At 68.9% G+C, this 26,833-nt stretch carries 25 protein-coding genes; 18 read left to right on the top strand and 7 right to left on the bottom strand.

The genetic code is table 11. From position 1 onward, the window contains the following. From AC3DET_RS16520 to AC3DET_RS16480, 9 genes are all read left to right on the top strand, one after another. On the top strand, positions 1 to 477 hold the full coding sequence (locus AC3DET_RS16520; RefSeq protein WP_192199678.1) for a SixA phosphatase family protein: 477 nt from the start codon (positions 1 to 3) through the stop codon (positions 475 to 477). Then, the gene (locus AC3DET_RS16515) at positions 474 to 1,058 is read left to right on the top strand and encodes a YceI family protein (protein WP_337732519.1); all 585 of its coding nucleotides are present in this window, start codon (positions 474 to 476) and stop codon (positions 1,056 to 1,058) included. The genes AC3DET_RS16520 and AC3DET_RS16515 overlap by 4 nt, the downstream gene beginning before the upstream one ends. Continuing rightward, entirely contained in the window at positions 1,055 to 3,013 is a 1,959-nt protein-coding gene (locus AC3DET_RS16510) for a phospholipase D family protein (protein WP_488392317.1), read from the top strand. Before AC3DET_RS16515 ends, AC3DET_RS16510 begins: the two co-directional genes overlap by 4 nt. A 184-nt stretch (positions 3,014 to 3,197) precedes the next feature. Beyond that, positions 3,198 to 3,626: a hotdog fold thioesterase gene (locus AC3DET_RS16505; protein WP_488392316.1), complete on the top strand. Its 429-nt coding sequence runs from the start codon at positions 3,198 to 3,200 to the stop codon at positions 3,624 to 3,626. Between the two features lie 37 nt (positions 3,627 to 3,663). Further along, on the top strand, positions 3,664 to 3,969 hold the full coding sequence (locus AC3DET_RS16500) for a hypothetical protein (protein WP_488392315.1): 306 nt from the start codon (positions 3,664 to 3,666) through the stop codon (positions 3,967 to 3,969). Positions 3,970 to 4,044: 75 nt separating this feature from the next. Next, positions 4,045 to 4,842 (top strand): lysophospholipid acyltransferase family protein, encoded by a 798-nt coding sequence (locus AC3DET_RS16495; RefSeq protein WP_488392314.1) that lies wholly within the window; start codon positions 4,045 to 4,047, stop codon positions 4,840 to 4,842. A 93-nt stretch (positions 4,843 to 4,935) separates the two neighbouring features. Then, positions 4,936 to 5,925 carry a YheT family hydrolase gene (locus AC3DET_RS16490; RefSeq protein ID WP_446539107.1) on the top strand — a complete coding sequence of 330 codons (990 nt, stop codon included), beginning with the start codon at positions 4,936 to 4,938 and terminating at the stop codon, positions 5,923 to 5,925. 52 nt (positions 5,926 to 5,977) lie between these two features. Continuing rightward, positions 5,978 to 8,047 carry a tetratricopeptide repeat protein gene (locus AC3DET_RS16485; protein WP_488392313.1) on the top strand — a complete coding sequence of 690 codons (2,070 nt, stop codon included), beginning with the start codon at positions 5,978 to 5,980 and terminating at the stop codon, positions 8,045 to 8,047. A 31-nt stretch (positions 8,048 to 8,078) separates the two neighbouring features. Further along, positions 8,079 to 8,693 carry a YbhB/YbcL family Raf kinase inhibitor-like protein gene (locus tag AC3DET_RS16480; protein ID WP_488392312.1) on the top strand — a complete coding sequence of 205 codons (615 nt, stop codon included), beginning with the start codon at positions 8,079 to 8,081 and terminating at the stop codon, positions 8,691 to 8,693. On the opposite strand, the gene AC3DET_RS16475 is transcribed toward AC3DET_RS16480, so the two are convergent. From AC3DET_RS16475 to AC3DET_RS16465, 3 genes are all read right to left on the bottom strand, one after another. Next, entirely contained in the window at positions 8,690 to 10,123 is a 1,434-nt protein-coding gene (locus AC3DET_RS16475; RefSeq protein WP_488392311.1) for a hypothetical protein, read from the bottom strand. The two genes, AC3DET_RS16480 and AC3DET_RS16475, sit on opposite strands and share 4 nt — an antisense overlap. 120 nt (positions 10,124 to 10,243) lie before the next feature. Further along, positions 10,244 to 11,065: a DUF4377 domain-containing protein gene (locus AC3DET_RS16470; RefSeq protein WP_488392310.1), complete on the bottom strand. Its 822-nt coding sequence runs from the start codon at positions 11,063 to 11,065 to the stop codon at positions 10,244 to 10,246. Positions 11,066 to 11,161: 96 nt separating this feature from the next. Further along, on the bottom strand, positions 11,162 to 11,959 hold the full coding sequence (locus AC3DET_RS16465; RefSeq protein ID WP_337732511.1) for an undecaprenyl-diphosphate phosphatase: 798 nt from the start codon (positions 11,957 to 11,959) through the stop codon (positions 11,162 to 11,164). A 214-nt stretch (positions 11,960 to 12,173) separates the two neighbouring features. Between AC3DET_RS16465 and glnA the strand changes: the two genes are divergently transcribed. From glnA to AC3DET_RS16430, 7 genes are all read left to right on the top strand, one after another. Next, complete coding sequence (glnA, locus tag AC3DET_RS16460; RefSeq protein WP_488392309.1) at positions 12,174 to 13,583, top strand: type I glutamate--ammonia ligase; 1,410 nt, start codon at positions 12,174 to 12,176, stop codon at positions 13,581 to 13,583. Between the two features lie 248 nt (positions 13,584 to 13,831). Further along, positions 13,832 to 13,963: a hypothetical protein gene (locus AC3DET_RS16455; protein ID WP_337732509.1), complete on the top strand. Its 132-nt coding sequence runs from the start codon at positions 13,832 to 13,834 to the stop codon at positions 13,961 to 13,963. A gap of 52 nt (positions 13,964 to 14,015) precedes the next feature. Beyond that, positions 14,016 to 14,354 carry a P-II family nitrogen regulator gene (locus AC3DET_RS16450; RefSeq protein WP_056880236.1) on the top strand — a complete coding sequence of 113 codons (339 nt, stop codon included), beginning with the start codon at positions 14,016 to 14,018 and terminating at the stop codon, positions 14,352 to 14,354. Positions 14,355 to 14,369: 15 nt separating this feature from the next. Then, positions 14,370 to 15,944, top strand: coding sequence for an ammonium transporter (locus tag AC3DET_RS16445; RefSeq protein WP_488392308.1), 1,575 nt, complete (start codon positions 14,370 to 14,372; stop codon positions 15,942 to 15,944). A 61-nt stretch (positions 15,945 to 16,005) separates the two neighbouring features. Beyond that, a complete protein-coding gene (locus AC3DET_RS16440; RefSeq protein WP_337732507.1) occupies positions 16,006 to 17,058 on the top strand; it encodes a two-component system sensor histidine kinase NtrB in 1,053 nt (350 codons plus the stop codon). Then, positions 17,048 to 18,490, top strand: coding sequence for a nitrogen regulation protein NR(I) (ntrC, locus tag AC3DET_RS16435; RefSeq protein ID WP_337732505.1), 1,443 nt, complete (start codon positions 17,048 to 17,050; stop codon positions 18,488 to 18,490). Before AC3DET_RS16440 ends, ntrC begins: the two co-directional genes overlap by 11 nt. 79 nt (positions 18,491 to 18,569) lie before the next feature. Then, positions 18,570 to 19,142: a superoxide dismutase family protein gene (locus tag AC3DET_RS16430; protein WP_337732504.1), complete on the top strand. Its 573-nt coding sequence runs from the start codon at positions 18,570 to 18,572 to the stop codon at positions 19,140 to 19,142. 120 nt (positions 19,143 to 19,262) lie between these two features. Here AC3DET_RS16430 and AC3DET_RS16425 read toward each other — a convergent pair whose 3' ends face one another. Further along, on the bottom strand, positions 19,263 to 20,144 hold the full coding sequence (locus tag AC3DET_RS16425) for a hypothetical protein (protein WP_488392307.1): 882 nt from the start codon (positions 20,142 to 20,144) through the stop codon (positions 19,263 to 19,265). 109 nt (positions 20,145 to 20,253) lie between these two features. On the opposite strand from AC3DET_RS16425, the gene AC3DET_RS16420 reads away from it, so the two are divergent. After that, positions 20,254 to 21,534: an acetyl-CoA C-acetyltransferase gene (locus AC3DET_RS16420; RefSeq protein WP_337732502.1), complete on the top strand. Its 1,281-nt coding sequence runs from the start codon at positions 20,254 to 20,256 to the stop codon at positions 21,532 to 21,534. 64 nt (positions 21,535 to 21,598) lie between these two features. Here the strand turns inward: AC3DET_RS16420 and ggt are convergent, their stop codons facing one another. Next, a complete protein-coding gene (ggt, locus tag AC3DET_RS16415) occupies positions 21,599 to 23,344 on the bottom strand; it encodes a gamma-glutamyltransferase (RefSeq protein ID WP_488392306.1) in 1,746 nt (581 codons plus the stop codon). 177 nt (positions 23,345 to 23,521) lie between these two features. Between ggt and AC3DET_RS16410 the strand changes: the two genes are divergently transcribed. Next, positions 23,522 to 24,538, top strand: a complete 1,017-nt coding sequence (locus tag AC3DET_RS16410) for a DUF4349 domain-containing protein (RefSeq protein WP_488392305.1) — start codon at positions 23,522 to 23,524, stop codon at positions 24,536 to 24,538. A 15-nt stretch (positions 24,539 to 24,553) separates the two neighbouring features. Here the strand turns inward: AC3DET_RS16410 and AC3DET_RS16405 are convergent, their stop codons facing one another. Both AC3DET_RS16405 and AC3DET_RS16400 read right to left on the bottom strand, forming a co-directional pair. Further along, positions 24,554 to 25,813 carry a heme biosynthesis HemY N-terminal domain-containing protein gene (locus AC3DET_RS16405; RefSeq protein WP_488392304.1) on the bottom strand — a complete coding sequence of 420 codons (1,260 nt, stop codon included), beginning with the start codon at positions 25,811 to 25,813 and terminating at the stop codon, positions 24,554 to 24,556. Then, positions 25,810 to 26,832, bottom strand: coding sequence for a uroporphyrinogen-III C-methyltransferase (locus AC3DET_RS16400; RefSeq protein WP_488392303.1), 1,023 nt, complete (start codon positions 26,830 to 26,832; stop codon positions 25,810 to 25,812). The genes AC3DET_RS16405 and AC3DET_RS16400 overlap by 4 nt, the downstream gene beginning before the upstream one ends. Position 26,833 lies beyond the last annotated feature (1 nt).

The following is a 26,833-nucleotide window of genomic DNA, read 5'->3' as shown; positions in this document are numbered from 1 at the left end:
ATGCGTGAACTGATCCTGTTGCGTCATGCCCATGCCGAACCCGCGACCACCGGGCAGTCGGACCTGGATCGTCCCCTGTCGCCACAAGGCCTGGCCGAGGCCGAGGCCGCCGCGCGCTGGTTGCAGGACAAGGGCCTGGTGCCGGATCGGGTACTGTGCTCGCCCGCACGCCGGGCCCGCGAAACGCTGGAGGCGGTGCTGGGTGCCGTCGGCTACGTGGAGCAGCGGCTGGAGGAGCGCATCTACGAAGCCACGCCGGGCACGCTGGCCGATCTGGCCGACCAGCACCGTGAAGCCGAGCGCCTGCTGATGGTGGGCCACAACCCCGGCTTCGAGCAGCTGGCTGCGCTGATGTATTCCGGCGTGACCAGCGAATACCGCGGCATGCCGCCGGCCGGCGTGGTGGTGCTGACGCTGCCGGTGGACACCGCGATCGAGCCGGGAGTGGCGCAGCTTTCCGCTTTCTGGTGGCCATGACACAGGCAGTCCCGGGGATCATGCGGCTGGCCGCGCTGGGGCTGGGCGCGCTGCTGGCAACGCCTGCCCTGGCCGATGGACGCAACGATTTCGACCCCTCGCACACGCGCCTGGGGTTCGAACTGCGCACGCGCTGGGGGCAGGTGCTGGATGGCGTGTTCCAGCGTTACGAGGGCTCGGTGGAACACCTGCCCGATGGCCGCCAGCAGGTCCGCCTGCGCATGTACACGCGCGAGGTGGAGATCGCCGGGCATCCGCGCTACAGCGAGTGGGCGCGCAGCGAGAAGTTCTTCGATGCCGACCGTTACCCGGTGGTGACGTTCACCTCCAAGCCATATGACCCGATGCTGCTGTACGACGGCGGCAAACTGGAGGGCGACCTGAGCATCAAGGGCATCAACCGGCCGCGCAGCCTGGACGTGGCACCGGCCACCTGTTCGCATCCCGCGGTGGGTTGCGATGTGGTGGCGACGGGCGCGGTGCGCCGCAGCGATTACGACATGGACGACTGGATGCTGGCGGTCAGTGACCGCGTGGTGTTCGTACTGCGTGCGCGCATCCGGAGTGCGAAGACACCGTGAACTGCCGTTTTCCCGCCTTGGCCGCGCGGTGCGCGGTGCTGTGTGTCGCGCTGCTGGGCAGCGCCTGCGCCAGCCTGTCCGATCGCCAGCGTGAGCGTGCTGCCGGCATCGCCGCAGGCGCGCGTTCTTCGGTGGTCGAATGCACGCAGGCCGATGCCTGCGCGCTGTCGTCGCCGCTCTACGACCTGGCCGGACAGGCGCGCGCCGCGTCCACGCCGGAAGCGCCGCGCCACTACGCGGTGATCCTGGACCAGGGCTCCGATGCATTGCTGGCACGCCTGAACCTGATCCGCAGCGCGCGCACGCGCATCGACCTGCAGACCTACATCTTCGACAAGGACGACAGCGCGCGGCTGGTGCTGGATGAACTGCTGGCGGCGGCACGGCGCGGGGTGAAGGTGCGGGTGCTGATCGACCAGTTGTCCGCCATCGCCGACCTGGAGATCCTCGCGGCGCTGTCCGGCGCGCACGAGAACTTCGCCATCCGCATCTACAACCCCAGCTTCGGCAAGGCCAAGCTGAACTACTTCGACTATGCGGGCAGCGTGCTGTGCTGCTTCCGCCGATTCAACCAGCGCATGCATACCAAGCTGCTGCTGGTGGACGACCGCATCGGCATCAGCGGCGGACGCAATTACCAGGACGACTATTTCGACTGGGACGCGGAATACAACTTCCGCGACCGCGACGTGCTGGTGGCCGGCCCGGAAGCGGCCGCGATGGCGGACAACTTCCAGGCGTTCTGGGAGGCACGGCGCAGCGTGCCGGCGGAACGCCTGAACGATGTCGGCCGCACGCTGCTCGACGAAGGCGTGCCGGCGATGCCGGTGCCGCGCTATCTGCGCCCGGAGCGCGTGCAGGCCGCGAGCGGCCAGGCGAGCGACCCGGAGGTCATGCGGACGCGTTTCGTGGAGGCGGCCTTTCCGGTCGGTGCGGTGCGCTACATCGCCGACCTGCCGCAGAAGCACCGCCGCGAGCGCCGCGACGACGATGCGCCCGCCGCGCCGGAACTGGAAGCGCTGATCCGCAGCGCGCAGTCGGAGGTACTGCTGCAGACGCCGTACCTGGTGATGTCGAAGCAGGCGCAGGCGATGTTCCGCGAAATGCGCGAACGCCAGCCACCGCCCCGCGTGCTGGTGTCGACCAACAGCCTGGCTGCGACCGACAACCCGGTCGTCTATTCGATGTCGTTCAAGTACAAGCGCCGCTACCTGCGCGAGTTCGGTTTCCAGATCCACGAGTACAAACCGTTTCCGGAAGACGCGCCGGTGGACTACGCCGCGCTGATGCCGGAAGGGCCGCCGCTGGCGACCTCCGCCGGCGGTACCGGTGGCAGCGGGCGCGTTCGCGGACCGTCGGGATCCATCGGGCCGTCGGCCGGCTCCGAGGGCGAGACCACGCGTCGCCTGCAGCGTACCGAATCGCGGCCGTCGTTCCTGAGCAGCGGCGCCGGTTCCGAGCCGCTGCCGTTGAAGCGTGCCGGCGTGCGCATGGGCCTGCACGCGAAATCGATGGTCATCGACGGCGGCACGGCGGTGATCGGCACGCACAACTTCGATCCGCGCTCGGAGAACTACAACACCGAAGCGGCGGTGGTGATCCAGGACCCTGCCTTCGCGCAGGCACTGGCCGACAGCATCCGCCGCGACATGTCGCCGCGCAACGCGTGGGTGATCGCGCCGCGCGCCAAGCCGCCGGTGTTCTCCGGCCTGGACTACAGCCTGGGCAAGGTCTCCGAGTCCTTGCCGATCTTCGACATCTGGCCGTGGCGGTATGCGACCAGCTACGAGTTCCAGCCCGGCCCCGATTGCCCGCTCCCGGTGGGGCCGAAGGACCCGGCGTTCCACCGGTGCTACGTGGCCGTGGGCGACTTCCCCGAGGTCAATGTCGGCCCGAAATGGCTGTACACGCGCGTGCTGACCGCGTTCGGTGCGGGACTGGTGCCGATCCTGTAGGTCCGCAGGTCTGTAGGAGGGGCTTCAGCCCCGATGCTTTTCGACCAGACGACAGAGAGCCCCCGAATGCAGCCTGGTCGACCTCGGGCCTGTCGGACGGTGATGGGGAAAAGCGTCGGGGCTGAAGCCCCTCCTACATGAGCGTGGGTAGAATCCGGGCACCTTCTCTCCTGGTCTGCACGCCATGGCTTTCCGCGCCCCCGTCGATCTCGCTGCCGTCAACGCCCACGCCGCCGACACGCTGGTGTCCCATCTCGGCATCGTCATCACCGGGGCGGGCGAGGACTGGTTGCGCGGCACGATGCCGGTCGATGCACGCACCGTGCAGCCCTACGGCATCCTGCATGGCGGGGCTTCGGTGGCGCTGGCCGAGACCTTGGGCAGCGTGGCGGGCAACCTGTGCGTGGACATCACCAAGGAGATGGTGGTGGGCCTGGAGATCAATGCCAACCATGTGCGCGCGATGCGCGGTGGCGCGGTGACCGGTACGGCGCGTGCGCTGCATGTGGGCCGAAGCACGCAGCTGTGGGAGATCCGCATCGAGAACGATGAAGGAAAACTGGTCTGCGTGTCCCGGCTGACCCTGGCGGTGGTGCCCCTGCCCAAGGCCTGAGACCCGGCGTGGCAGCGACGACAGGCTCGACATGGGCATGATCGACACGCACTTTCTGGCGATCGTCGGCGCGGGCGGTGTGGCCGGGTCCGCGTGGCTTCCGCTGCTGGCCCCGCTGTTCGACAAGGTGGCCGGTCGTGCGTCCCGCAGGATCACCGCAGCCGGGCTGCCGCGCTTTCTGCTCGCCCTCGTGCTCTGGGTGGTGGTGACGGCACTGGTGTTCTGGCTGCCCGCAAAGCTGCTGGGCCTGTTGCCGGTCGATGGCCGCTTCAAGCTGTATCAGGTGTCCTTCCTGGTGGGCGCGCTGGCAGGCAGGGCGCTGACCGCACGCATGCGGCGCTGAGATCTTCATGACGCCTGCCACCTCCGTCGACCATGGCACGTTCCGCTGCGGCGACGCATCCGGTATCGTGACAGGATGACGCCGCCCCCTGTTCATGTTGCTGGCGGCAGCGGTGTGGCGCGGGCGATCCGCTACCTCTACCGCGTGCCGTTGCTGCTGGTCCACCTGCTGGTCTTCCTGCCGATCATCCTGCTGTGCCTGTCGCCACTGCTGGCCTGGGTGCGGGTGGGCGACGAGAGCGTGGGCGAGGTGGCGGTGCGCTGGTGGTCCAGCGGGCTGATGCGCATCTTCGGGTTCCGCCTGCGTCGCGTGGGCACGCCGCTCCCCGGCGCCACGATGTTCGTGGCCAACCACGTCAGCTGGATCGACATCGAAGCGCTGCACAGCCAGCGCATGATGGGATTCGTCGCCAAGCATGAGATCCGCAGCTGGCCGGTGGTCGGCTGGCTGGCGGCGCAGGGCCACACCATCTTCCACCAGCGCGGCAGCCAGGAGTCGCTGGGCGGCGTGCTGCAGGCCATGATGCAGCGCCTTCGCGAGGGCCGTCCGGTGGGTGTGTTCCCGGAAGGACGTACCCGCGACGGCCGGTCGGTGGGCCCGTTCCACGCGCGCATTTTCCTGGCGGCGGTGGAAGCCGGCGTGCCGGTGCAGCCGGTGGCGCTGCGCTACGGTGCGCGCGGCAGTGCGCAGCCGGTGGTGGCGTTCGGGCCGAAGGAGAGCTTCTTCGCCAACTTCGTGCGCCTGCTGGGTGAGCCGGCCCGCACGGCCGACATCTGTTTCCTGGAGCCGATCCGGATCGCCGATGTGGAAGGGCGCCGCCGCATCGCCGAGTTGTCGCGCGAGCGCATCGTGCAGGCGATGTCGGAAGCCTGAGCGGATGCGTTCGGCCGGCATCGCGACGGAATCGAAGGAATACTCCACACTGCGGTGCCACCCTCGTCCCGACACCGCTGCGATGACCCCATGATCACTGCCGCCGACTACCGCCCGCCACGCTGGCTGCGCAACCCGCACCTGCAATCGGTGCTGGGTTCGAGCGCACTGCGCCGCCGCCGCGGGCTGCGCGCGCTGGCGGGCAGTGGTGCGGTGACGGTGGAGCACATCGTGGATGGCGGCGATGGCGTGCGCCTGCAGGGGTTCCTGAGCCGGATGTCCGGACAGAGTCCGCGCGGCCTGGTGCTGCTGCTGCATGGCTGGGAAGGCAGTGCCGATTCCAGCTACATGCGCCTGACCGCCGCGCAGCTGCTGGCGCGCGGGTTCGACGTGTTCCGGCTGAACTTCCGCGACCACGGCGATACCCACCACCTCAACGAAGACCTGTTCCACTCCAACCGCCTGGATGAAGTCGTGCACGCGGCGCTCGACGTGTCGCGGCGGTTCGCCGGCGACGTGCCGATGCGGGTGGCGGGCTATTCGCTGGGCGGCAACTTCGCGCTGCGGCTGGCACTGCGCGCACCGGAGGCGGGACTGGCGTTGGCCCACGTGGCGGCGGTCTGCCCGCTGCTGGATCCGGCCACGACGATGGACCGCATCGAGAATGGCCTGCCGCTGTACGACTGGTACTTCGCGCGCAAGTGGCGCCGTTCGCTCGAACGCAAGCGCAGCCTGTTCCCGCAGCGGCATGACTTCGACGACACCGTGCTGGCGCTGGACATCCGCGCGCTGACCGACTGGCTGGTGCAGCGGCACACGGCCTTCGGCACGCTCGAGGACTACTTCGACGGCTACGCCATCGCCGGCGGCCGCCTGGCGGGGCTGACCGTGCCCGCGCACATCCTGATGGCCGAGGACGATCCGGTGATCCCGTTCGAGACCTTCCGCGACTGGGCGCTGCCGGCACAGGCCACGCTGGAGATCGCCCCCTGGGGCGGGCACTGCGCCTTCATCGAGAACGCCGCCTGCGACGGCTACGCCGAGCGCTGGGTGGCCGAACGCCTGGCCGGCGGCACCGCCTGAGCCGGGGAACGGCCGGTACAATCGGCGTTTGCCCGAATCCTGGTAGTTCTCCATGTACGACCCGATCCTCGATGCCCTTCGCCGCGGCGCAGTGGCCGATGCCCTGACCGCCGCGCAAGCGCTGGTGGCAGAACGCCCCGACGACGCCCAGGCGTTGCGCTGGCTGTCCGCCGCCCAGCTGCAGAGCGGCCAGCCCGACGCCGCCCTGGCCAGCATCGACCGCGCCATTGCCCTGGCGCCGGACAACGCCGACCTGCACTTGGCCCGTGCGGGCGTGCTGGTGGGCAGCCGGCGTCCCGACGAGGCGCAGGCATCGCTGGCCCAGGCCACCGGGCTGGATCCCAACCAGTTCACCGCGTACCTGGTGCAGGCACAGCTGGCGCTGGGTCGCGGCGACCTGGACGAAGCCGAACGCCTGAACCGCCTGGCCGCCCGCGTGTCACCGGATCATCCGCAGCTTGCCGCCGTCGAAGGCATGGTGACCTTGCGTCGCGGCGATGCCGACACGGCCCTGAAGATCGTGAGTGCGGCATTGCAGGTGGCACCCGAGGAAGTGCAGCTGCGCTATTCGCTCGGCTTCATCCACATGGCGCTCGGACACTGGGCGTTCGCCGAACAGGCGTTCCGTGGCGTGGTGGAGCGGACGCCGGGCGCGGACAGCCTGCGCAGCCTGATCGCGGACCTGATCCGCCGGCAGGGGCGTCCCGCCGATGCCGCCGACGAACTGGTCCCGCTGGTGGCGCGCAACAACGCGCCCGCGCTGCACCGCTACATCGGCCACCTGCGCCTTGCCGCAGGACAGGACGAGGAAGCGCTGGCCTCGCTGCGGATCGCCCTGGCCGGACAGCCGCGCGATCGCGACACCGTGCTGGCGATCATCGAGGCGTGGCGTCGCCTGGATATGCAGGATGATGCGCGCAACACGCTGGATGCGGCCCTGGCCACCACGCCGGACGAGCACGATCTGTGGCTGGCGCGCCTGCTGTTCGAGCCCGTGGGCAGCGCCGAGGCGCGCGCGGTGGTCGAGCGCTGGGTGTCGGCGATGCCGCAGCACGTGCCCGCGATGGAGGCCCAGATGTCGGTGCTGGATGCGGCGGGCGAGCGTGATGCGGCCGAAGCCGTGGCGCGGCAGGTCGTTGCGCTCGACCCGGGCCGCGCGAGTGCCGAGCAGCGGCTGGTCGAGGCACTGTTCGAACGCGATCCGGTGTCCGCGATCGCACGCGTCGGCGAACTCGCCGACCAGGCCACCGAACCGCACCACAAGCGCAGCCTGCGCAGTTGGCAGGCGTTCGTCCGCGACCGCGCCGGCCGCTATGCCGATGCCGCCGCCACGTGGGCCGCACTGGCCCGCGAACTGGCCCCCACGCGCCTGCCGTTGTGGACCCCGAGCGGTGCCCGGGGCCCCTGGCCCGACGTGGCGCCGATTCCGATGTCGTCCGCCGGCCGCCCGTACCCCATCCTGCTGTGGGGCGCGCCGGGCACCGTGGTCGAATCGATCGCCGGCGTCCTGGGCGCGATCAGCCATCGCCTGCGCGGTGACCGCTTCCTGCCCAATCCGCCGGTGGACGCCTTCCAGAACTACCACACGCCGGCACGGCTCCTGTCCGGCGAGCTGTCGGGCGAAGCCTGCGTGGCAGGATGGCGCGAGACGCTAGCCACCCGCTCGGAAGATGGCGGCATCGTCGACTGGCTGCCGTGGTGGGACAACGCGTTGCTGCTGGCCCTGCGTCCGCACTTGCCGGAGGCCCTGCTGATCATCGCGGTGCGCGATCCACGCGATGCCTTCCTCGACTGGCTGGCATTCGGTGCCCCGGCCCCGCTGGCCCTGGACGACCTGGACGCCGGCGCGCGCTGGCTGGCGCAGCTGTTCGACCAGGTCGCCGATGTGCACGAGCATGACCTGTTCCCGAGCCGCCTAATCGCGATGGATGCGATCAAGGACGATGCCGCGGCCGTGGCGCAGGCGCTGAGCCGGGCGCTGGGCGCGCAGCTGACGGAGCCGCCGTCTTCCGGTGCACGCCGCTTCCCGGCGGGCCACTGGCGCCACTATGCCGACGTGCTGGCGGGCCCGTTCGCCGCGCTGACGCCGGTGGCGGTGCGACTGGGTTACCCGGAAGCCTGATCCCTTTTCCCCGCATCTGCAGGAGTCATGCATGCGCCTCTGGAGCGACAGTTTCGAAAATGCGAAGCCCATCCCCGCCGGCTTCGCGATGGGCCAGCCCGACGGATTCGCCGCGAACCGCAATCCTCACCTGGCCTGGGACGGCGTGCCTGCCGGGACGAAGTCCTTCGCCCTGCTGTGCATCGATCCCGACGTGCCCACCGTGCCGGAGACGGTCGGTCGCGACGACCTGCAGATCCCGGTCGAGCAGCCGCGCGGGCATTTCATCCACTGGGCGATGGCCGACATCGCGCCGGAAGTGCGGGAGATCGCCGCCGGCAGCTGCAGCGACGGCGTCACTGCCAAAGGCAAGCAGCAGCCTGCGGGGCCGGCGGGTGCGCGGCAGGGCCTGAACGACTACACCGGCTGGTTTGCCGGTGACGCGCAGATGGGGGGCGACTACTACGGATACGACGGCCCGTACCCGCCCTTCAACGACTTGCGCGTGCATCGCTACTTCTTCCGCCTGTTTGCGCTGGATCTCGCCACGCTCGACCTGCCGGCGCGATTCACCGCCGGCGATGTGGAGCGCGCGATGCAGGGCCATGTGCTGGCCGAAGCCGCCGTGCATGGCACCTATACGTTGAATGCGTCGCTGCGCGGCTAACGCGGCTGCACGCCGCCCGCGACGGGCCGCAAGCGCCAGCGCCCATCGGCGTCGATGACAAGGCACGCGCCGGAAGGCGGGCATTCGCGCACCCTGCGGATGGTGTCCGGTGCCACGCCCAGGCGCCATGCCAGGCCCATCTGGCCGATGGCATAGAAGCGCTGTTCGTCCGCCACCTGCACGTGCAAGGGCGTGGCGACCGGCTGCTGCGCCAGGGCCTGCAATGTTGTTTCCGCCCAGCGGGCGCGCCCGATGAGGCCGGGGTGGTCGAGGCGGCGCGTGCCTTCCACCGCGATCCATGACGACACCGCGATCAGCACGGCGACCACGGGAGCGAGGCGATCCGTGGCGATGCAGCGCGCCAGCGCGATGACCGGCAACACCACGGCGATGGCCGCGTAGTACTCGTAGCTGTTCCATGCGAACAGGAAGTACGGCGCGTACGCGAACACCGCGAACGCCGCGATGCAGAGCCATTGACGCGTTGCGAGCAGCCTGCGGCCACGCCAGCCCGCGATGCCCCACGCCGCGAGCATCGGCAGCGCCGTCGCCGCGATCCAGGCCAGCCCCCGCATGCGCTCCCCGGCCACCGCCATGCGCATGGCTTCGCGCGGGACATTCAGCAGCCACGCCACGAACGAGGCCGCGTTGCGCACCACGTTGCCACCCAGGGTCATGGCATAGGACGCGTCCGTATTGGCGGTGAACCGCGCGCGCAGCACCAGCCATGCCGCCACGACGGCGACACCGGCAAGCCACGCGACGAGTTCGCCACGGTCCAGCCGGCGCGCGGCGACGAATCCGCTGACGATGAGCATCAGGGCCGGCGTCAAGGCGGCCGACTCCTTGCTCAGCAGCGCCAGTGCGAGCAGCAGCGGAACGGAAGCCAGCAGTACCGAGCGCGTCGCGTGCTTCGCGTCGCGCGCGCTCACCCATGCCGCCAGCAGCAGCGTGGTGAACAGGGTGAGCATCGCGTTGTTGGCGGCGGCGGCCCAGTGCACGGGCAGCGTGTGCAGGGTCAATGCACCGTAGACGGCCCCCGCCAGCGCGGCGATCCGGCCAGCGTGCGGCCATTGGCAGGCGCGTGCGAGGCGGAACCCGAGCAGTGCCACACCCAGGGTGGCCAGCAGGTGCAGCACCAGGCTCACGACGTGGGCGGCATGTGCGCTGCCCCCCAGCGCGGCATCGACCCAGCGCCAGTACCCTTCCTGCGACAGCGGTCGCCAGAACCGGGGCGGCGATGCAGGCCAGAAATCCGACCACCATGGCGCGCCGGATGCATTCGTGGCATGTGCCGCGTGCAGGAACGCGTAGTCGTCGCCCCAGAAGGGGGTCTGCAGCGCAGGCAGCCACATCAGCAACGCGGAGGCCGCCAGCAGCGCGGCGGCGATCCAGGGTAGGGGAGAGGCGTTCCTTGCGGGCAGGCTCATCAATCGCGCGTCGTGTCCGGTGACGGCGCACTATACCGGCCGCTGCAGTGCCTTCGGAGCGTCACGTCGCCACGGCGCGCGCGGCGTGGCCACCGTGCGCGCCGTGCGGGGACGGAAGCGTCATTTTTTCTCGCTGGCGGATTCCACCACCATGTCCAGCACATACGCCTTCGGCGGCGCATCGGCAGGCGGATTCTTCACGGTGTAGCGGTCCACGCGCAGCACGTTGCGCACGCCCGGCTCGTGGGTATAACCCTCGATGCTGTCGTGGAAGTGCTGGAATTCACCGGGCGTGCCGACCTTCAGTCCCTTGTCGTCGTACTGGATCTCGCGTACCTGCAGGCACTGCTTGTCTGGGATCAGCGGATGGCTGCAGGGCTTGGTCTCCGACGCGACTTCCAGGAACACGCGCTCGCCGGGACCGCCGTAGCGGGTTTCGGCGGTGGGATTGCCCGCGAACAGGAGCTTGTCGCCCGTCGCCGTCGTGAGTGCCAGCTGGGTGACGCCGTCCTGCGTCGCCGCCACCTTCAGCGTCCCTTCGAGGCGCTTGCCGACTTCCTGGTCCAGCGCCATCAGTGCGTTGTCCGTGCAGGCCATCATGGTGGACACCAGGCGACCGATGGTGAGGCTGGTATCCGACAGTGTGTAGGTTCCCCCCATGCGGTTGCAGGTGTTGGCCACACCGAGTCGCCCCTCCTTGAAGTCGAGTTGCACCGGCTTGTCGGCGCGTGCGAACAAGGCGTCGATGCGTTTGCCCTGGGCGTCGGTGGCGTCCATGAGTTGCCAGTGGTGCTGGGACAGCAAGGCAGCCGCGTCGACCGATGCGGGAACCGGTGTATCCGGGGTGGCGGCCACGGTGGGCGTGGGCGTGTCGGCCTGTTCCGCCGGCTTGGGGCAGCCCGCAAGGGCCAGTGGCAAGGCAAGCAGCAGCAGTCGTTTCATGGCGTTCTCCGTCGAAGGTGGCCCAATGCAAACGCGCGACAGGTTGGAATGGGGTGAAGGCCGGGCATCGCGCTTGATTGCAGGGAGCGCGGCGGATCAGCTGCCCACGGGCATCAGCAACAACAGCAGTGCGCCCAGCACGATGCGGTAGATCGCGAAGCCGGTGAACCGGTGCGCCTTGATGAAGCCGAGCAGCCACTTCACCACCACGAAGCCGGTGGCGGTGGCGGCGACGAATGCGAGCGCGACTTCGCCCCAGTTCTCGCTGCCCAGCGCGTCGTCCTTCACCAGTTCCAGGAAGGCATAGCCACTGGCGGCGAACATGGTGGGAATACCCAGCAGGAAGACGAACTCCGCCGCCGACGAACGCCGGCTGGTGCCAGCCAGCATGGCCATGAAGATCGCCGCCGCCGAGCGCGAGGTGCCGGGGAACACGCCGGCCACTACCTGCGCCAGGCCTACCAGGATCGCCACCTTCCACGTGATCGTCGCCACATCGCCGCGTTTTTCGGCGAAGTGCTCGGCGAGCAGCATCCACACGCCGCCCAGGATCAGCGCCCACGCGACCGGGGTGACCGTCTCCGGCAGTTCCCACCCAGCCAGGCGCACGGGCAGGCCGACCAGCGCGGTGACCAGGAAGGCGGCCGCCAGCTTCATGGAGTAGTCGCGGGCTTCGGCATCGCGCCAGCAGCCGGTCGTCAGTTCCCAGATCCGGCGGCGGAACACCAGCGTGGTGGCCAGGATCGCGCCGGCCTGGATGACGATGTTGAAGAAGTCCGAGCGCTCGCCCAGCCAGTGTTGCGCGATGAGCAGATGGCCCGTGCTCGAGATGGGCAGGAATTCGGTCAGGCCTTCGAGGATGCCGAGCAGCAGCGCGGCGAGCAGGTCGGTCATCGGGGCGTGGAAAGTGAGAAGGGCGGCAAAGAATAGTGGAAACCGCAACGCACCGCGTTGGTTCATTACGAATCCAGGGCGCACCAAAAAAGGGATTTCGCGTAATGGGTTTGTCAACGACCTCCATGTAAATCAGGGACTTGGCGCGATATCGGGGTTGGCACGGGGATTGCTGTGTGTTGGCACAACCCTTATCCAACCCGAGGTTCCAAAGATGTCCCTGGACAACGTTGAGAAGCTGATCAAGGACCACAAGGTCGAGTTCGTCGACCTGCGCTTCGTCGACATGCGCGGTGTCGAGCAGCACGTCACCTTCCCCGTCAGCATCGTGGATGCGACCCTGTTCGAAGACGGCAAGATGTTCGACGGCTCATCGATCTCGGGCTGGAAGGGCATCAACGAGTCCGACATGGTGCTGCTGCCCGACCCGAGCACCGCCTACCTCGATCCGTTCTACGCCGACCCGACCCTGGTGCTGGTCTGCGACATCCTGGACCCGGCCACCATGCAGGGCTACACGCGCGATCCGCGCGGCATCGCCAAGCGCGCCGAGGCCCACCTGAAGGCCAGCGGCGTCGCCGACGTGGCGTTCTTCGGTCCGGAACCCGAGTTCTTCATTTTCGACTCGGTGCAGTTCGCCAACGACATGGGCAACACCTTCTTCAAGATCAATTCCGAAGAAGGCGCCTGGAACAGCGGCAAGAGCTACGACGGCGCCAACAGCGGCTACCGCCCGGGCATCAAGGGCGGTTACTTCCCGGTGCCGCCGACCGACTCGCTGCACGACCTGCGTGCCGAGATGTGCAAGACGCTGGAGCAGGTCGGCATCGAAGTCGAAGTGCACCACCACGAAGTCGCCACCGCCGGCCAGTGCGAGATCGGCGCCAAGTTCAACACGCTGGTGCAGAAGGCCGACGAACTGCAGCGCATGAAGTACGTGGTCCGCAACGTGGCCCACCGCAACGGCAAGACCGTCACCTTCATGCCGAAGCCGATCGTCGGCGACAACGGCAGCGGCATGCACGTGCACCAGTCGCTGGCCAAGGGCGGCCAGAACCTGTTCTCCGGCGACGGCTACGGCGGTCTGTCGCAGATGGCGCTGTGGTACATCGGCGGCATCTTCAAGCACGCCAAGGCGATCAACGCGTTCGCCAACTCGGGCACCAACAGCTACAAGCGCCTGGTGCCGGGCTTCGAAGCGCCGGTGATGCTGGCCTACTCGGCGCGCAACCGTTCGGCCTCGTGCCGCATTCCGTGGGTGGCCAATCCGAAGGCGCGCCGCATCGAGATCCGCTTCCCCGATCCGCTGCAGTCGGGCTACCTGACCTTCACCGCGCTGATGATGGCCGGCCTGGACGGCATCAAGAACCAGATCGACCCGGGCGCGCCGAGCGACAAGGACCTGTACGACCTGCCGCCGGAAGAAGAGAAGAACATCCCGCAGGTCTGCTCCAGCCTGGACCAGGCGCTGGACGCGCTGGACAAGGACCGCGACTTCCTCAAGGCCGGCGGCGTGATGAGCGACGACTTCATCGACGCCTACATCGCGCTGAAGATGCAGGAAGTGACCAAGTTCCGCGCGGCCACGCACCCGCTGGAATACCAGCTGTACTACGCCAGCTGATGCCGTCGAACGCGCACATCGCCATGCATGCGGAGGGCCGGGTACCGGCCCTCCGCGACGCAGCGGTCGCGCACTGAGTTCTCGCGGCGATGGCGACGGATCTCCCCTCCCACCCGTCGCCATCGCCGCACCTTATTGGAGACATCGCGTCGCGATGGCTCCGACCGGTTGGGGAACCGGGGCACCACCCATCTTCGATTTCCGGAGATCGCACCAACGCTGTACCAGGGGAAACACAGGAGAGGTCCATGAACCGCTGCTCCCTCCCACGTCATCCGTTCCTGCCGCAAATGATCGCGGTGGGCACGGATGCGGTTCATGCATCGATCCGCACCGACAACGTGTCCGCCGCCAGGGGGCTGCGCGCACGGGTGACCTGAAACCGCCGGCCGGCTCCGGTCGGCCGGTTCCATCCACCATCGGGGTATGCGCATGAAACTGATCACCGCCATCATCCGGCCGTTCAAGCTCGACGAGGTCCGAGAGTCCTTGTCGCAGGCGGGCGTGTCCGGCATCACCGTCACCGAAGTCAAAGGCTTCGGTCGGCAGAAGGGCCACACCGAGCTGTATCGCGGCGCCGAGTACGTCGTCGATTTCCTGCCTAAGATCAAGATCGAAACCGTCGTCACCGACGAGCGACTGGATGCCGTCATCGAGGCCATCCAGCAGGCGGCCGGCACCGGCAAGATCGGCGACGGCAAGATCTTCGTCACCACCATCGACCAGGTCATCCGCATCCGCACCGGCGAAGTCGGCGCGGACGCGCTCTAACACTCGGAGCCCCACATGAAGACTCGACTGTTCTCCGGGTGGAAGACCCGTGCCCAGACGTTGTGCCTGGCCGCGCTGTGCGGCCTGATGACGGTTGGCGTGTCGGCTGCGGCGCTCGCCGCACAGGACACTGCCGCCCCGACGACCGAAGCCCCCGCCACCGACGCCGCGCCTGCGCCGGTCGAAGCCGCCGCCGCGCCTGCGGAGGTCGCTGCAGCCCCCGCTGAAGCCGTCGCCGCCCCTGCCGAGGAAGCCCCTGCCGAGGAAGCTCCCGCACCGACGATCAGCAAGCCCGACACCGTGTGGGTGCTGGTGTCCGCGGTGCTGGTGATCTTCATGACGCTGCCGGGCCTGGCGCTGTTCTATGGCGGCCTGGTGCGTTCGAAGAACGTGCTGTCGATCCTGATCCAGAACCTGGCGGTGTTCTCGCTGGTCGCGGTGCTGTGGGCGCTGTACGGCTACAGCTTCGCCTTCACCGAGGGCAATGCGTTCATCGGTGGCACGGACCGGCTGCTTGCTGCGGGTCTCGACGCCTCGTCCATCGGTGCCACGTTCACCAAGGGCGTCTACATCCCGGAACTCGCGTTCTTCGTGTTCCAGGGCGCCTTCGCCTGCATCACCTGCGCGCTGATCGTCGGTGCGTTCGCCGAGCGCGTGAAGTTTGCCGGCGTGATGCTGTTCACCGTGCTGTGGTTCACCTTCGCCTACCTGCCGATGGCGCACATGGTGTGGTTCTTCCCCGGTCCGGATGCGTTCACGGGCACCGATGCCGTCGACGGCGTGCTGGCCAAGTCGGGCTACCTGTGGGCCAAGGGCGCGCTGGACTTCGCCGGCGGCACCGTCGTGCACATCAATGCGGCGATTGCCGGCCTGGTGGGCGCGTACGTCATCGGCAAGCGCACGGGCTACGGACGCGAGGCCATCAAGCCGCACAACCTGACCCTGACCATGGTCGGCGCGTCCATCCTGTGGGTGGGCTGGTTCGGCTTCAACGCCGGTTCGGCGCTGGAAGCCGGTGGCGTGGCCGCGATCGCGTTCGTCAACACCTTCCTGGCTACGGCCGCGGCGGTGGTGGCGTGGCTGCTGGTGGAGTGGATCACCAAGGGCAAGCCGTCGCTGCTGGGTGCGGCCTCGGGTGCGGTGGCCGGTCTGGTCGCCATCACCCCGGCCGCGGGCCTGGTCGGCCTGAACGGTGCACTGGCCATCGGTGCGATCGCCGGCGTGCTGTGCCTGTGGGGCGTCAGCGGGCTGAAGAGGCTGCTGGGCGCGGACGACAGCCTGGACGTGTTCGGCGTGCACGGCGTGGGCGGCATCACCGGCGCGCTGCTGACCGGCGTGTTCGCGGCGCCGTCGCTGGGTGGTGCGGGCATCTGGGACTACGTCACCGAGACCGCCCTGGCCGAGTACTCGATCGGCTCGCAGGTGTGGATCCAGGCGCAGGGCGTGCTGATCACGGTGGTGCTGTCCAGCGTGGTGGCCCTGGTCTCCTTCCTGATCGTGAAGTACACGGTCGGCCTGCGCGTCTCCGAGGACGCCGAGCGCGAGGGGCTGGACATCACCTCGCATGGCGAATCGGCCTACGAGGCCTGATGGATTGCCGGGGACGGCTTTGCACTAAACTGGTGCAATGTCGTCCCCGGACCCTTCCCGCATGCGTTTCGAGCCCACCACCGACGCGCTCAGCACGCCGGTGGCCTGGGCGGATGCCGACGGCCTGATCCGCGGCGTGAATCCTGCCTTCGCCCGCTGGCTGGGCGTCAGTAGCCGCCGCCTGCTGGGACAACCCCTGGCGGCCCTGGAAATCGAAGGCGACGCCATGGCACGGTTCCTGGACAACACCGATCGCGACGTCCTGCGGTTGCACCGCATGGCGCTGGGCATGCCCGGCGAGTCGCCGTGTTTCGCCGAGGGCTGGCTGTCGCGCCTGGATGGCGGGGGTTGGCTGCTGGAAGCGCATCCGGTGGACGAATTCCCCGCGCTCGATCCCACCCAGGTCCTGCCCAACGCCTTGAGCGCCGCGCTGAAGGGGCTGGCGCACGAGCTGCGCAATCCGCTGGCCGGCCTGAAGGGCGCTGCCCAGCTGCTGGCGCGCCGGGCGGCGCATCGCAACGACAACGACGACGAGCGCGAGCTGATCGAACTGATCGAATCCGAGATCAACCGCCTCAACACCCTGCTGGAGCAACTGCTGTCGCCGTCCCCGCAGCGACCGCACGCGCCGTTGAATATCCATACCGTGCTGGAGCGCGTGCTGCGCCTGGCCGAAAACGAAGGTGGCTGGTCGGTGCGCCTGCAACGCGACTATGACCCCAGCCTGCCGGAATTGTCCGGCGACGCCGACCGCCTGACCCAGGCGGTCTGGAACCTGGTGCGCAACGCCATCCAGGCGGGCGCCGCCAACATCATCCTGCGCACCCGTGTCGAGCACGGGTCGCGCATCCACGACCACCTGCACACGATGGCGTTGCGGGTGGAGATCGTCGACGACGGCCGCGGCGTGCCCGAAGAGCTCGCCGAACACCTGTTCCTGCCACTGGTCAGCGGCCGCGCCGAAGGCAGCGGCCTGGGCCTGGCGCTGTCGCAGCAGGTGGCGCGCGAACACCGTGGGTCGCTGACCTACCGCTCGCGCCCCGGCCACACGGTCTTCACCCTGCTGCTGCCGCAGTCGCTGCACGACCACGACGAGGAACGTCATGTCCACTGATCGCCTGGCCGCCACCGGCGGCGCCACCGACGCACGCCGCATCTGGGTGGTCGATGACGACCGTTCGGTCCGCTTCGTGCTGGCCACCGCCTTGCGCGACGCGGGTTACACGGTGGACGGCTTCGACAGCGCCGCGGCGGCATTGCACGCACTTGGCGCGCGCGGCGCCCCCGACCTGCTGTTCACCGACGTGCGGATGCCGGGCGATGACGGCCTGGTGCTGCTGGACAAGCTGAAGGCCACGCATCCGCAGCTGCCCGTCATCGTGATGTCGGCCTACACCGATGTCGCCAGCACGGCGGGCGCGTTCCGTGGTGGCGCCCATGAATTCCTCTCCAAGCCGTTCGACCTGGACGATGCCGTGGCGCTGGCCGCGCGCACGCTGCCGGACGCGGAAGAGGCGGCGGGGACGACCCAGGATGGCGACGTAGCGGCATCGGCAACGCCGCAGCTGATCGGCGACACGCCCGCCATGCGCGCGCTGTTCCGCGCGATCGGTCGCTTGGCGCAGGCGCCGCTGTCGGTGCTGATCACCGGTGAAACCGGCACCGGCAAGGAACTGGTCGCGCATGCGCTGCACCATGAGTCGCCGCGCTCGCGCAAACCGTTCGTGGCCCTCAACACCGCGGCGATTCCATCGGAATTGCTGGAAAGCGAACTGTTCGGCCATGAAGCCGGTGCCTTCACGGGCGCGCAGAAGCGGCACATCGGGCGGTTCGAGCAGGCTGATGGCGGCACGCTGTTCCTCGACGAGATCGGCGACATGCCGCTGCCGCTGCAGACCCGGCTGCTGCGCGTACTGGCCGAGGGCGAGTTCTTCCGCGTCGGCGGTCGCGAACTGATCCGCGTGGACGTGCGCGTCATCGCCGCCACCCACCAGGATCTCGACGGCCTGGTGGCCGAAGGCCGCTTCCGCGCCGACCTGCTGCATCGTCTGAACGTTGTGCGGTTGCAGTTGCCACCCCTGCGCGAACGGCGTGCGGATGTGCCGCAGCTGGCCGAGAACTTCCTCGCGACGGCCACCCGCAAGCTCGACATCGCGCCCAAGCGTTTCAGCGCGCCGGCGCTGGATCTGCTGCAGGCCCATGACTGGCCCGGCAACGTGCGCGAACTGGAGAACGTGTGCTGGCGGCTGGCCGCACTGGCACCGGCCGACGTCATCAACACCGCCGACCTGCAGGGTGCGTTGCTGCATGCGCCTGCAACCGGCGCCCGTGGTGAATGGGACCATGCGCTGGGCGAATGGGCGCGCCGCCGCCTGCTGGAAGGCGCAGGGTCGCTGCATGCCGAGGCGCGCGAAAGGCTGGACCGCACGCTGCTGGAAGTCGCGTTGGAGCTGACCCACGGCCGCCGCGCCGAAGCGGCCGCGCGGCTTGGCGTGGGGCGCAACACCGTGACGCGGAAGCTGGGTCCCGGTCGCAAGCGCGGCTAGGCAAGCGTCGCTTCTTTCATTGAACATGAAGGTAGCGATGGTTACGGTAGCGGGCCACGATCTGCACCTGGAGCTTCCCATGCGTATCGCCCTGCTGGCCGCCGCATCCGTCCTCACGCTTGCAGCCTGCGGCACCACGCCGTCCTCGTCTTCGCCCCCGTCGACCGCCACGCCCGACGTTCCCACCACCAGCACCGCCAAGCAGGCCGTCGCGGTGCTGGCTTCCGCGTCCGGCAGCCTGGTCAGTGGCAGCGTCACCCTCACCCCGATGGGCAAGGGGCTGCATCTGACCGGCGAGATCGGTGGCCTGCCGGCCAACAGCACGCATGCATTCCACGTCCACGAGAAGGGCGATTGCAGCGCCGCCGATGCCAGCAGCGCGGGTCCGCACTTCAATCCGTTCAACGCGGCCCATGGCAAGGCCGGCAGCGGCGCCCACCATGCGGGCGACATGAACAACCTCACCGCCAATGCCGACGGGGTGGCGAAGGTGGATGCACACGTGGAAGGTGTCACGCTCGGGGGTGGCGCGGTGAATGACGTCGCCACGCGCGCACTGATCGTGCACGCGGCACCGGACGACTACGCCAGCCAGCCCGCTGGCAACGCCGGTGCACGAGTGGCCTGCGGCATCATCAAGATCACCCGGTAACCCGGCTTGGTGCTGCAGGAGGGGCTTCAGCCCCGAGGCTCTTGCTTCTAAGACATCCCCGCAAAAAGCCTCGGGGCTGAAGCCCCTCCTACAGGAATTGCGTGGGGCGGAGGTCCGCCTTCACGCCATCGCAGTCCGCGGATCCGCGTGGCCCGGGCAGTGCGCGAAGGTCACCGGGATGCCGTGTGCTTCCAGCACCGCCGCGATCTGCTGTTGTCGCGCCTGGAAGTGCTGGTAGGCGCGTTCGAGGCGTTCGTCGGTGGCTTCCCGTGGCGCGTAACGCGCGCGCCACGCCATGGGCTCGAACAGCGCGATATGCACTTCACCCTCCGCATACCGCAGCAGCGGTTCCGGCAGCGCATCCAGCCACTGTTCTTCTGCCGGCGCCATCAGCGCGGTTTCGATGACCGGCCACAGTGCGCCCAGGCCGCCATGCTCGTATTGCATCGCGGTCATCGCGGCGAGGTCGTGCAGCGTCATGTAGCGCGCGTGCTCGATCTGCGCACCGAAGGCGGTCTGTGCGAGCAATGCGGTATCGGCCTGCGCCATGCCGGTTTCCAGCAAGACCGTTTCCAACCGTTCTGCGACGGCATCGACCGTATGGTGGTCGCCGGCCAGCACGAAAGGCAGCACGCGCAACAACCCGCCGCCCAGTCCGGCATCGGCCTGCAGCGGCAAAGGCACATCGCCACCATCGTCTGCACCGAACGCGATCACACGGGCACCGTCGCCACGCCCGGGCGCGCGCTGGTGCAGTTCGCGCAGCCGCTGGTGCAGCGGCCAGCCGGGACGCAGGGCTTCGGCGGGATCGAAGTGCGCAGCGGCGAAGACGAGATCCAGGTCACGCACCTGTGGTGCATGCGTGGCGAGGTCGCGCCCCAGTTTCCCGGCCAGTTCGCTGGCTTCCGCGGCCGCCAGCGCCGCACGCTGCGGCAGGCTGCCGGCGGCCAACTCCAGGGCGATGACGCCCATCACGACGGGGCTGGTTGTGGAGGGAGTCATGTCAGCGGTTGGAGGTGGTGGAGGGGCGCATTACACTCCCCCATTATGCCTGCCGCATGCACGGCGTCTTCACTCCATCCCCACCACCATCACCTGCAAAGAGGTCCCCATGCCCGCACCCCGCCCCGTCGCCATCCTCGGCGGCGTCCGCATTCCGTTCTGCCGCCAGAACACGGCCTACGCGGATGTGGGGAACCTGGGCATGTCGGTGCGTACGCTGGGCGCGCTGGTCGAGCGCTTCGGCCTGCACGGCCAGCAGCTGGGCGAAGTGGCGATGGGCGCGGTGATCAAGCATTCGTCGGATTGGAACCTGGGCCGTGAAGCCGCGCTGTCGTCCGGCCTGTCGCCGCTGACGCCGGGCATCACGCTGCAGCGCGCCTGCGGCACCAGCCTGGACACCATCATCCATATCGGCAACAAGATCGCATTGGGGCAGATCGACTCCGGTATCGGCGGTGGCTCCGATACCACCTCCGAAGTGCCGATCGTCTACGGCAAGAAGCTGCGCGCGCGCCTGCTCGCCGCCAACCGTGCGAAGACCACGCAGGACAAGCTGAAGGCGCTGGTGAGCGGTTTCAAGTTCGGCGAGTTGAAGCCCGAGTTCCCCGGCGTGGCCGAGCCGCGCACCGGCAAGAGCATGGGCGACCACTGCGAAGACATGGCGAAGGAGTGGAGCATCTCGCGCGACTCGCAGGACGAACTCGCCGTTGCTTCGCACAAGAAGCTGGCCGCCGCTTACGAGCGTGGCTTCTTCGACGACCTGATCGCGCCGTTCCGCGGGCTGGAGCGCGACAACATCCTGCGCCCGGACACGTCGCTGGAAAAGCTGGCCACACTGAAGCCGGCGTTCGACAAGACGTCCGGCCGCGGCACGCTGACCGCCGCCAACTCCACGCCGCTGACCGACGGCGCCGCGGCGGTGCTGCTGTCCAGCGACGAATGGGCGAAGGCGCATGGCCACGAGCCGCTGGCCTACCTGAAGGATGCGCAGGTGTCCGCAGTGGATTTCGTGCATGGCGAAGGCCTGCTGATGGCGCCGACCGTGGCCGTGCCGGAAATGCTCAAGCGCAACGGCCTGACCCTGCAGGACTTCGACATCTACGAGATCCATGAAGCCTTCGCCGCGCAGGTGCTGTGCACCCTGCGCGCGTGGGAGAGCGAGGACTACTGCCGCAACCGACTCGGCCTGGACGCACCACTGGGCAGGATCGATCCCGCGAAGATGAACCCCAACGGCTCTTCGCTGGCGACGGGCCATCCGTTCGCTGCCACGGGTGCGCGCATCGTCGCTACCGTCGCCAAGGAACTCAAGCAACGGGGCGGTGGTCGCGCGCTGGTGTCCATCTGCACAGCCGGCGGTATGGGCGTGGTGGCGATCATCGAGCGTTGAGCCGTCGCGGCGTGAATGCCGCGATGCGTGCCTTCATCGTTTTCTTCCGGTAGCAGGCGCCGCTTCACCGCGCCGGCGTCTGCACCTGCGCGCTGCCGATGCCGTGGCGGCGACCTTCGCTGACCGCCGTCACTGTGCCGTCCGGGTTGAACACCAGCGCATTGGTGGCACCGATTTCCTCCACAAGGCCTGACCAGCGATGCCCGCGCTGCATCAGCGCCTTCGCCTGCACGCTGTCCGCGTAGCCGGGCTCGATGTACGTCATCGCGCCATTGCGCTGCGACAGCCGCGGCGCATCCACGGCCTGGTCCATGCGCAGGCCCAGGTCCACGTGGTTGACGATGGTCTGCAGCACCGTGGTGATGATCGTCGAGCCGCCCGGGCTGCCGATCGAGAACGCGGGCTTGCCGTCCTTCAGTGCCAGCGTCGGTGTCATGCTGCTGCGCGGGCGCTTGCCGCCTTCGGGCACGTTCGGGTGCGGGCCGGTGAAATCGAAGTCGGTCAGCTCGTTGTTGAGCAGGAACCCGTAACCCGGCACGACGATGCCGCTGCCGCCCCAGTCCTCGATGGTGAAGGTGTAGGCGACGACGTTGCCGTCCTTGTCCGACACGGTCAGGTGTGTGGTGTGCGCGCTTTCCGGCAGCAGTGCGCGCGGCGCGGGGCGCAGCGGGTAACTCGCATCCTGCTGGAAGGCGAACGGATCGCCCGCGGCGACCGGACCGGACGCGGCGCGCGCCGGATCGATCAGCGCGCGCCGCCGGGCCGCGTAATCCTTGCTCAGCAGGCCGGCCACGGGCGCATCCACGTATTCGGGATCGGCCAGGTAGGCATCGCGGTCGGCGAAGGCGAGGCGGCTCGCTTCCAGGTAAAGATGTTCGACCTGCGCGCGCGGCAGCGTCTTCAGGTCGTAGCCTTCGAGGATGTTCAGCGCTTCGAACACGGTCACGCCGCCACTGCTCGGCAACGGCATGCCGTACAGCTCATAGCCGCGGTAGGTGGAGTGCACCGGCGCGCGCACGCGGGCTTCGTAGTCGGCCAGATCCGCCAGGGTCATGCGGCCGCCGCGCACGGAAACACCGACGGCGGTCGGTGGACGATTGACCGCATCGACGATCGCGCGTGCCAGCGGACCTTCGTAGAACGCGTCCACACCACCGCGCGCCAGCAGGCGGTACGTACGTGCGAGATCGGGATTGCGCAACGTCATGCCTGCAGGGACTGCCTTGCCTTCCCTCAGGTACAGCGCGGCGGTCGCGGGGAAGCGACGGAACTTGCCTTCATTTCGCGCCACCAGCCCCGAGAAGTTCGCATCCACCGTGAAGCCCTGCTCTGCCACGACGATGGCGGGCGCCAGGACCTGTTCGAACGACATCGTGCCGTAACGCTGCAGCGCCTCATGCCAGCCGCGCACGGTGCCCGGCACGCCGACCGACAGGCCGCTGGCAACGGCGGTATCGAAGTCCATTTCCCGACCGTCTTCGATGAAAAGGGCGGGCGTGACGGCGGCGGGTGCCGTCTCGCGATGGTCGAGCGTGACCACGCGCTTCTCCTTCGCCAGGTACACCACCATGAAGCCGCCACCGCCTATCCCGCAGCTGAAGGGATCCGTCACCCCGAGCGTGGCTGCCGCTGCAACGGCGGCATCGACCGCATTGCCGCCGCGGTCGAGGACCGCGATGGCCGACCGGGTGGCCTGCTCGCTGATCGTCGCCGCGGCCCCGCCGGTGCCGGTGGCGACCGGTGTCCTGGCATGCGTGGCCGTGGCGGTCAGCAGGACCAGGAGCAAAGCGGCACGCAGGAATCGGGTCATCGCGGATCACCGAAAGGCAGGCGAACCGATTGTCACACGGTCCCGCCGGTCCACGCGGCGACCTTCACCACAACGCATCCAGGCGTGGAATGATGCAGGCCAACCCCGGTGGGCCGTGCCATGCGTTGTTAGTCGGGCCGGTACCGCCGGCCACTGCCCCGCTGCCCTGGAGTCTCCATGCGCCTGCACAGGATGTACTGCGTCGTTCCGCTGTTGGCCTTCTCGATCCTCGTTGTCGCCTGCAGCAAGCGGGAAATGGCCGAGGCCGATGCCACTGCCGCCGCCGAATCGAGCGCCGACGCCGGTGCGGCACCGGTGATGGCCGAAGCGGCCCCGGATGATCTCGCTGGCGCTGGGGCACCGCAGAAAAGCGTGGATGCGTCTGCCCTGCAGGGGCCTGGCGTCGACCCTTCGCAGATGGCCTCGGATGTGTCCACCCAGGTCGATCCGCGGCGCCGCTTCATCCGCACCGCCCAGGCGCAGTTCCAGGTGGCGGATGTCTACCGCACCGCGCTGGCGATCGAGGATGAGGTTGCCGCGCAGGGCGGATTCGTCGCCGACAACGAGATCACCTCGCAGGTGCAGCGCGTGCTGAGCCGGCCGCTGGGACAGGGCAAGCGACTGGAACTGACCGAATACACCCTGCAGGGCGAGCTGACGGTGCGCGTGCCGAGCGAACGCACGCAGGCATTCCTGCGCGCCGTCGCTGCGCAGATGGAATTCCTGGACCAGCGCAGTTTCTCGGCCCGCGATGCGCAGTTCGATCTGCTGCGCCAGCAGCTGGCACGCCAGCGCGCGCAGGACGAACAGCAGGAGCTGGGCGACGCCGTGCAGGCGGGCGGCAAGCTGGGCGACAAGGCCGATGCCATCCAGTCACGGGGCGCGGCGCGCGCCAGCCGCGACGAGGCATTGATCGCACAGAAAGAGTTCGAAGACCGCGTCGCCTTCGGCACGATCACGCTGTCGCTGCGCCAGGATGCGCAGGTCCGGAAGGCCGAGCGCGTCGACGTGGACGCGGTGTTTCGCGACAACGGACCGGGCTTCTTCAGCCGGCTGGGCGATGCGCTCGCGGTCGGTTGGCGCGGGGGGCTGGAGGTCGTCGTTGCTTTGGCGGCACTGTGGCCGTTGTGGCTCTGCGTGTTGGCGCTGTGGCTGGGCTGGCGGCGCTGGCGCCGGAAGCCGGCGGCCGGCTGACCGGACGCCGCGCGCTCAGTCCCTGAGTCGCGGCAACCCGTGCGCGTCGCGTTCTTCCACGACGGCCTCATCGTGGATCTTCTGTTTCAAGTCGCGCCCCGGCAATTCGACGGTGGCGCCGCCATGCGCGGCTTTCAGCGCATTGCTGTAGCACTGCTGCGCCATCGCGGCGTCGCCTGCCGCGCCGAAGCCGTCGCCCAGCTCTTCCCATGCCTCGGCACCCGCGCCCTGCGCGATCGCGCGGTGCAGGAATTCCTGTGCCTGCGTCCACTGCCCCTGCAGGCGCGAAAGTCGACCCAGGGCAAGCAGCAGCGAAGGGCTGGCAGGATGGGCCGCCAGCCAGTGCTGCGCGCTGGCGCGGCGGGAATCGAGCTTTCCGACGGGCAGGCGCCCGTACAGCGCGGCGAGCGATTCGTCCCAGCGCGCTTCCAGCGCCTGCTCGATGCTGCGGGTGGCGGCGTCTTCCCAGCGCAGCGCGGCGGCGCGCTCGGCATAGGCCGCAACGACGGCCGGATGGAGCCGCAACGGCTTGGTGAGCGTTTCCCAGCGTGCGGCCAATACGTTCGGATCGGCGGCTTCGATCAGCGACTGCGAGGCCAGGCGGATCTCCAGCGCATCGAACGCCGCAGGCGCCAGTGCCTGGTTCTGCTTCAGCGCGCCGAGCAGGCCATAGGCGTCGCCCGCGCGCGCGGTGGCCGCCAACGCCTGCGTGCGCAACACCAGGCCACGTGGTGGCAGCGGTTGCACATCGGCGGCATCGAGCGTGGTGAGCGCGTCGTCCGGCCGTCCGGTATCCAGTGCGATCTGTGCCGATGCCAATGCATGCGCGGTGGCGGAGCGCTCCCGCAGCGCGGCGAGATGGCGCTGCACGGCGGCTTCGTCGCCGCGTTCCCGCGCCGCCTGCACGGCGGCGGTGCGCGCGACCGGGCCGACCTCGGCATCCTCCGCGGCGCGCTCCAGCAGTTTCTCGGCCTTCTGCCACTGCCCGGCGTGCAGTGCGTCCAGACCCTCGATGAGGCGCGCGCGCGCCTGCTTGCGGCGATGGCGACCCCAGGCGCGGAACGGCAGCGAGATCAGCCGCCATGCCAGCCACGCCACCGTACCGACCAGCATCAACGAGAGCAGCGCACGCGGCACGTTCGTGTGCAGGTCGTAGCCGCCGAAGCGGATGAACACCTCGCCCAGGTCGCGATCGGTGCCCGCCATCCATTGCGCCGCCAGCACGCCGGCCAGGACCAGCAACAGCAGCAACATCACGGTGCGGAACGGCTTCATGGCGTGACCTCCGGCGTGTTCGCGGGCGCGATCGGCACATACGTGTGCACGCCCGCGTTGCGCATTGCCCGCAACTGCTGCAGCGTGCTGCCCAGCACGGCCGGGCGCGAGGGTGCGGGCGCCTGCTGCAATGTGCGCAGCTGCACCTGAACCTGCCGTCGTTGCGGTGAATCGGGCCACAACCGTGGCAGCCATGTGGCGATGCGTGCGAGGGCGGCGCGCTGGCCGGCAACGTCCCCGCGTTCCAGCGCAGCCCGCGCAAGACTGATCTCGATCTGCAGTGCCGCGTCCGCGGTGGCGCGATCGTCGGGTGCCACCAGCGTGGTATCGCGCGTGGGCCGCACGTCGACCAAGGGCGCGAGCATGCGCTGCCATGCCGGGCGAGCCTGCGCATCCACCATCCTGTCGCGCGGGAGGCCCGCGAGCGCATCGGCCAGGGCGCCCAGTTGCGCGAGCGACTCCGCCTGCGTTCCAGCGCCCAGCGCATCCATCGCAGCGCGCTCCTGCGCCAGCGTCTGCTTGAGGTTCAGCAGGCGGTGGTCGTCCATCCCGTCCAGGGTGCCGGCGGCAAGCGCATAAGCGCGTCGCGCGCCGTCCAGGTCGCGCGCGATGTCCAGTCGCTGCGCCGCCTGCGAAAGCAGGAGTTCCACTTCGTCCAGCCGCAGCGCCTGCGCACCGTGTCGATTCGGGTCGGTCAGTTTGGCAACGCTTTCCTCCAGCAAGGCGCCGCGCTGGCCCAGGCCGATCACTTCGTCACGCAGCACGCGGTTGGTGGTCGCGGCATCGAGCAGGCGCTGCGCCTGCGCGCGCTGATCGCGCCGCAAGCCGTCCGTGCGTGCTTCCAGGGCCTCGATGCGTTGCATGGCCGCGGACTGTGCGGTCAGCTCGTCGGCATTGCGCGCCTGCCACCACGACCAGCCACGCCATGCGCCGATGCCCATGACCAGCACCACCAGCGACACGGCGATGAGGCGGCGGGCACCACCGGGATGGCGGGGAGGGGATGGTTCGTCGTTCACA

It is taken from the genome of Pseudoxanthomonas sp. 97-1-1, from assembly GCF_057773125.1.
This window is presented reverse-complemented; position numbering and strand designations above follow the sequence as displayed.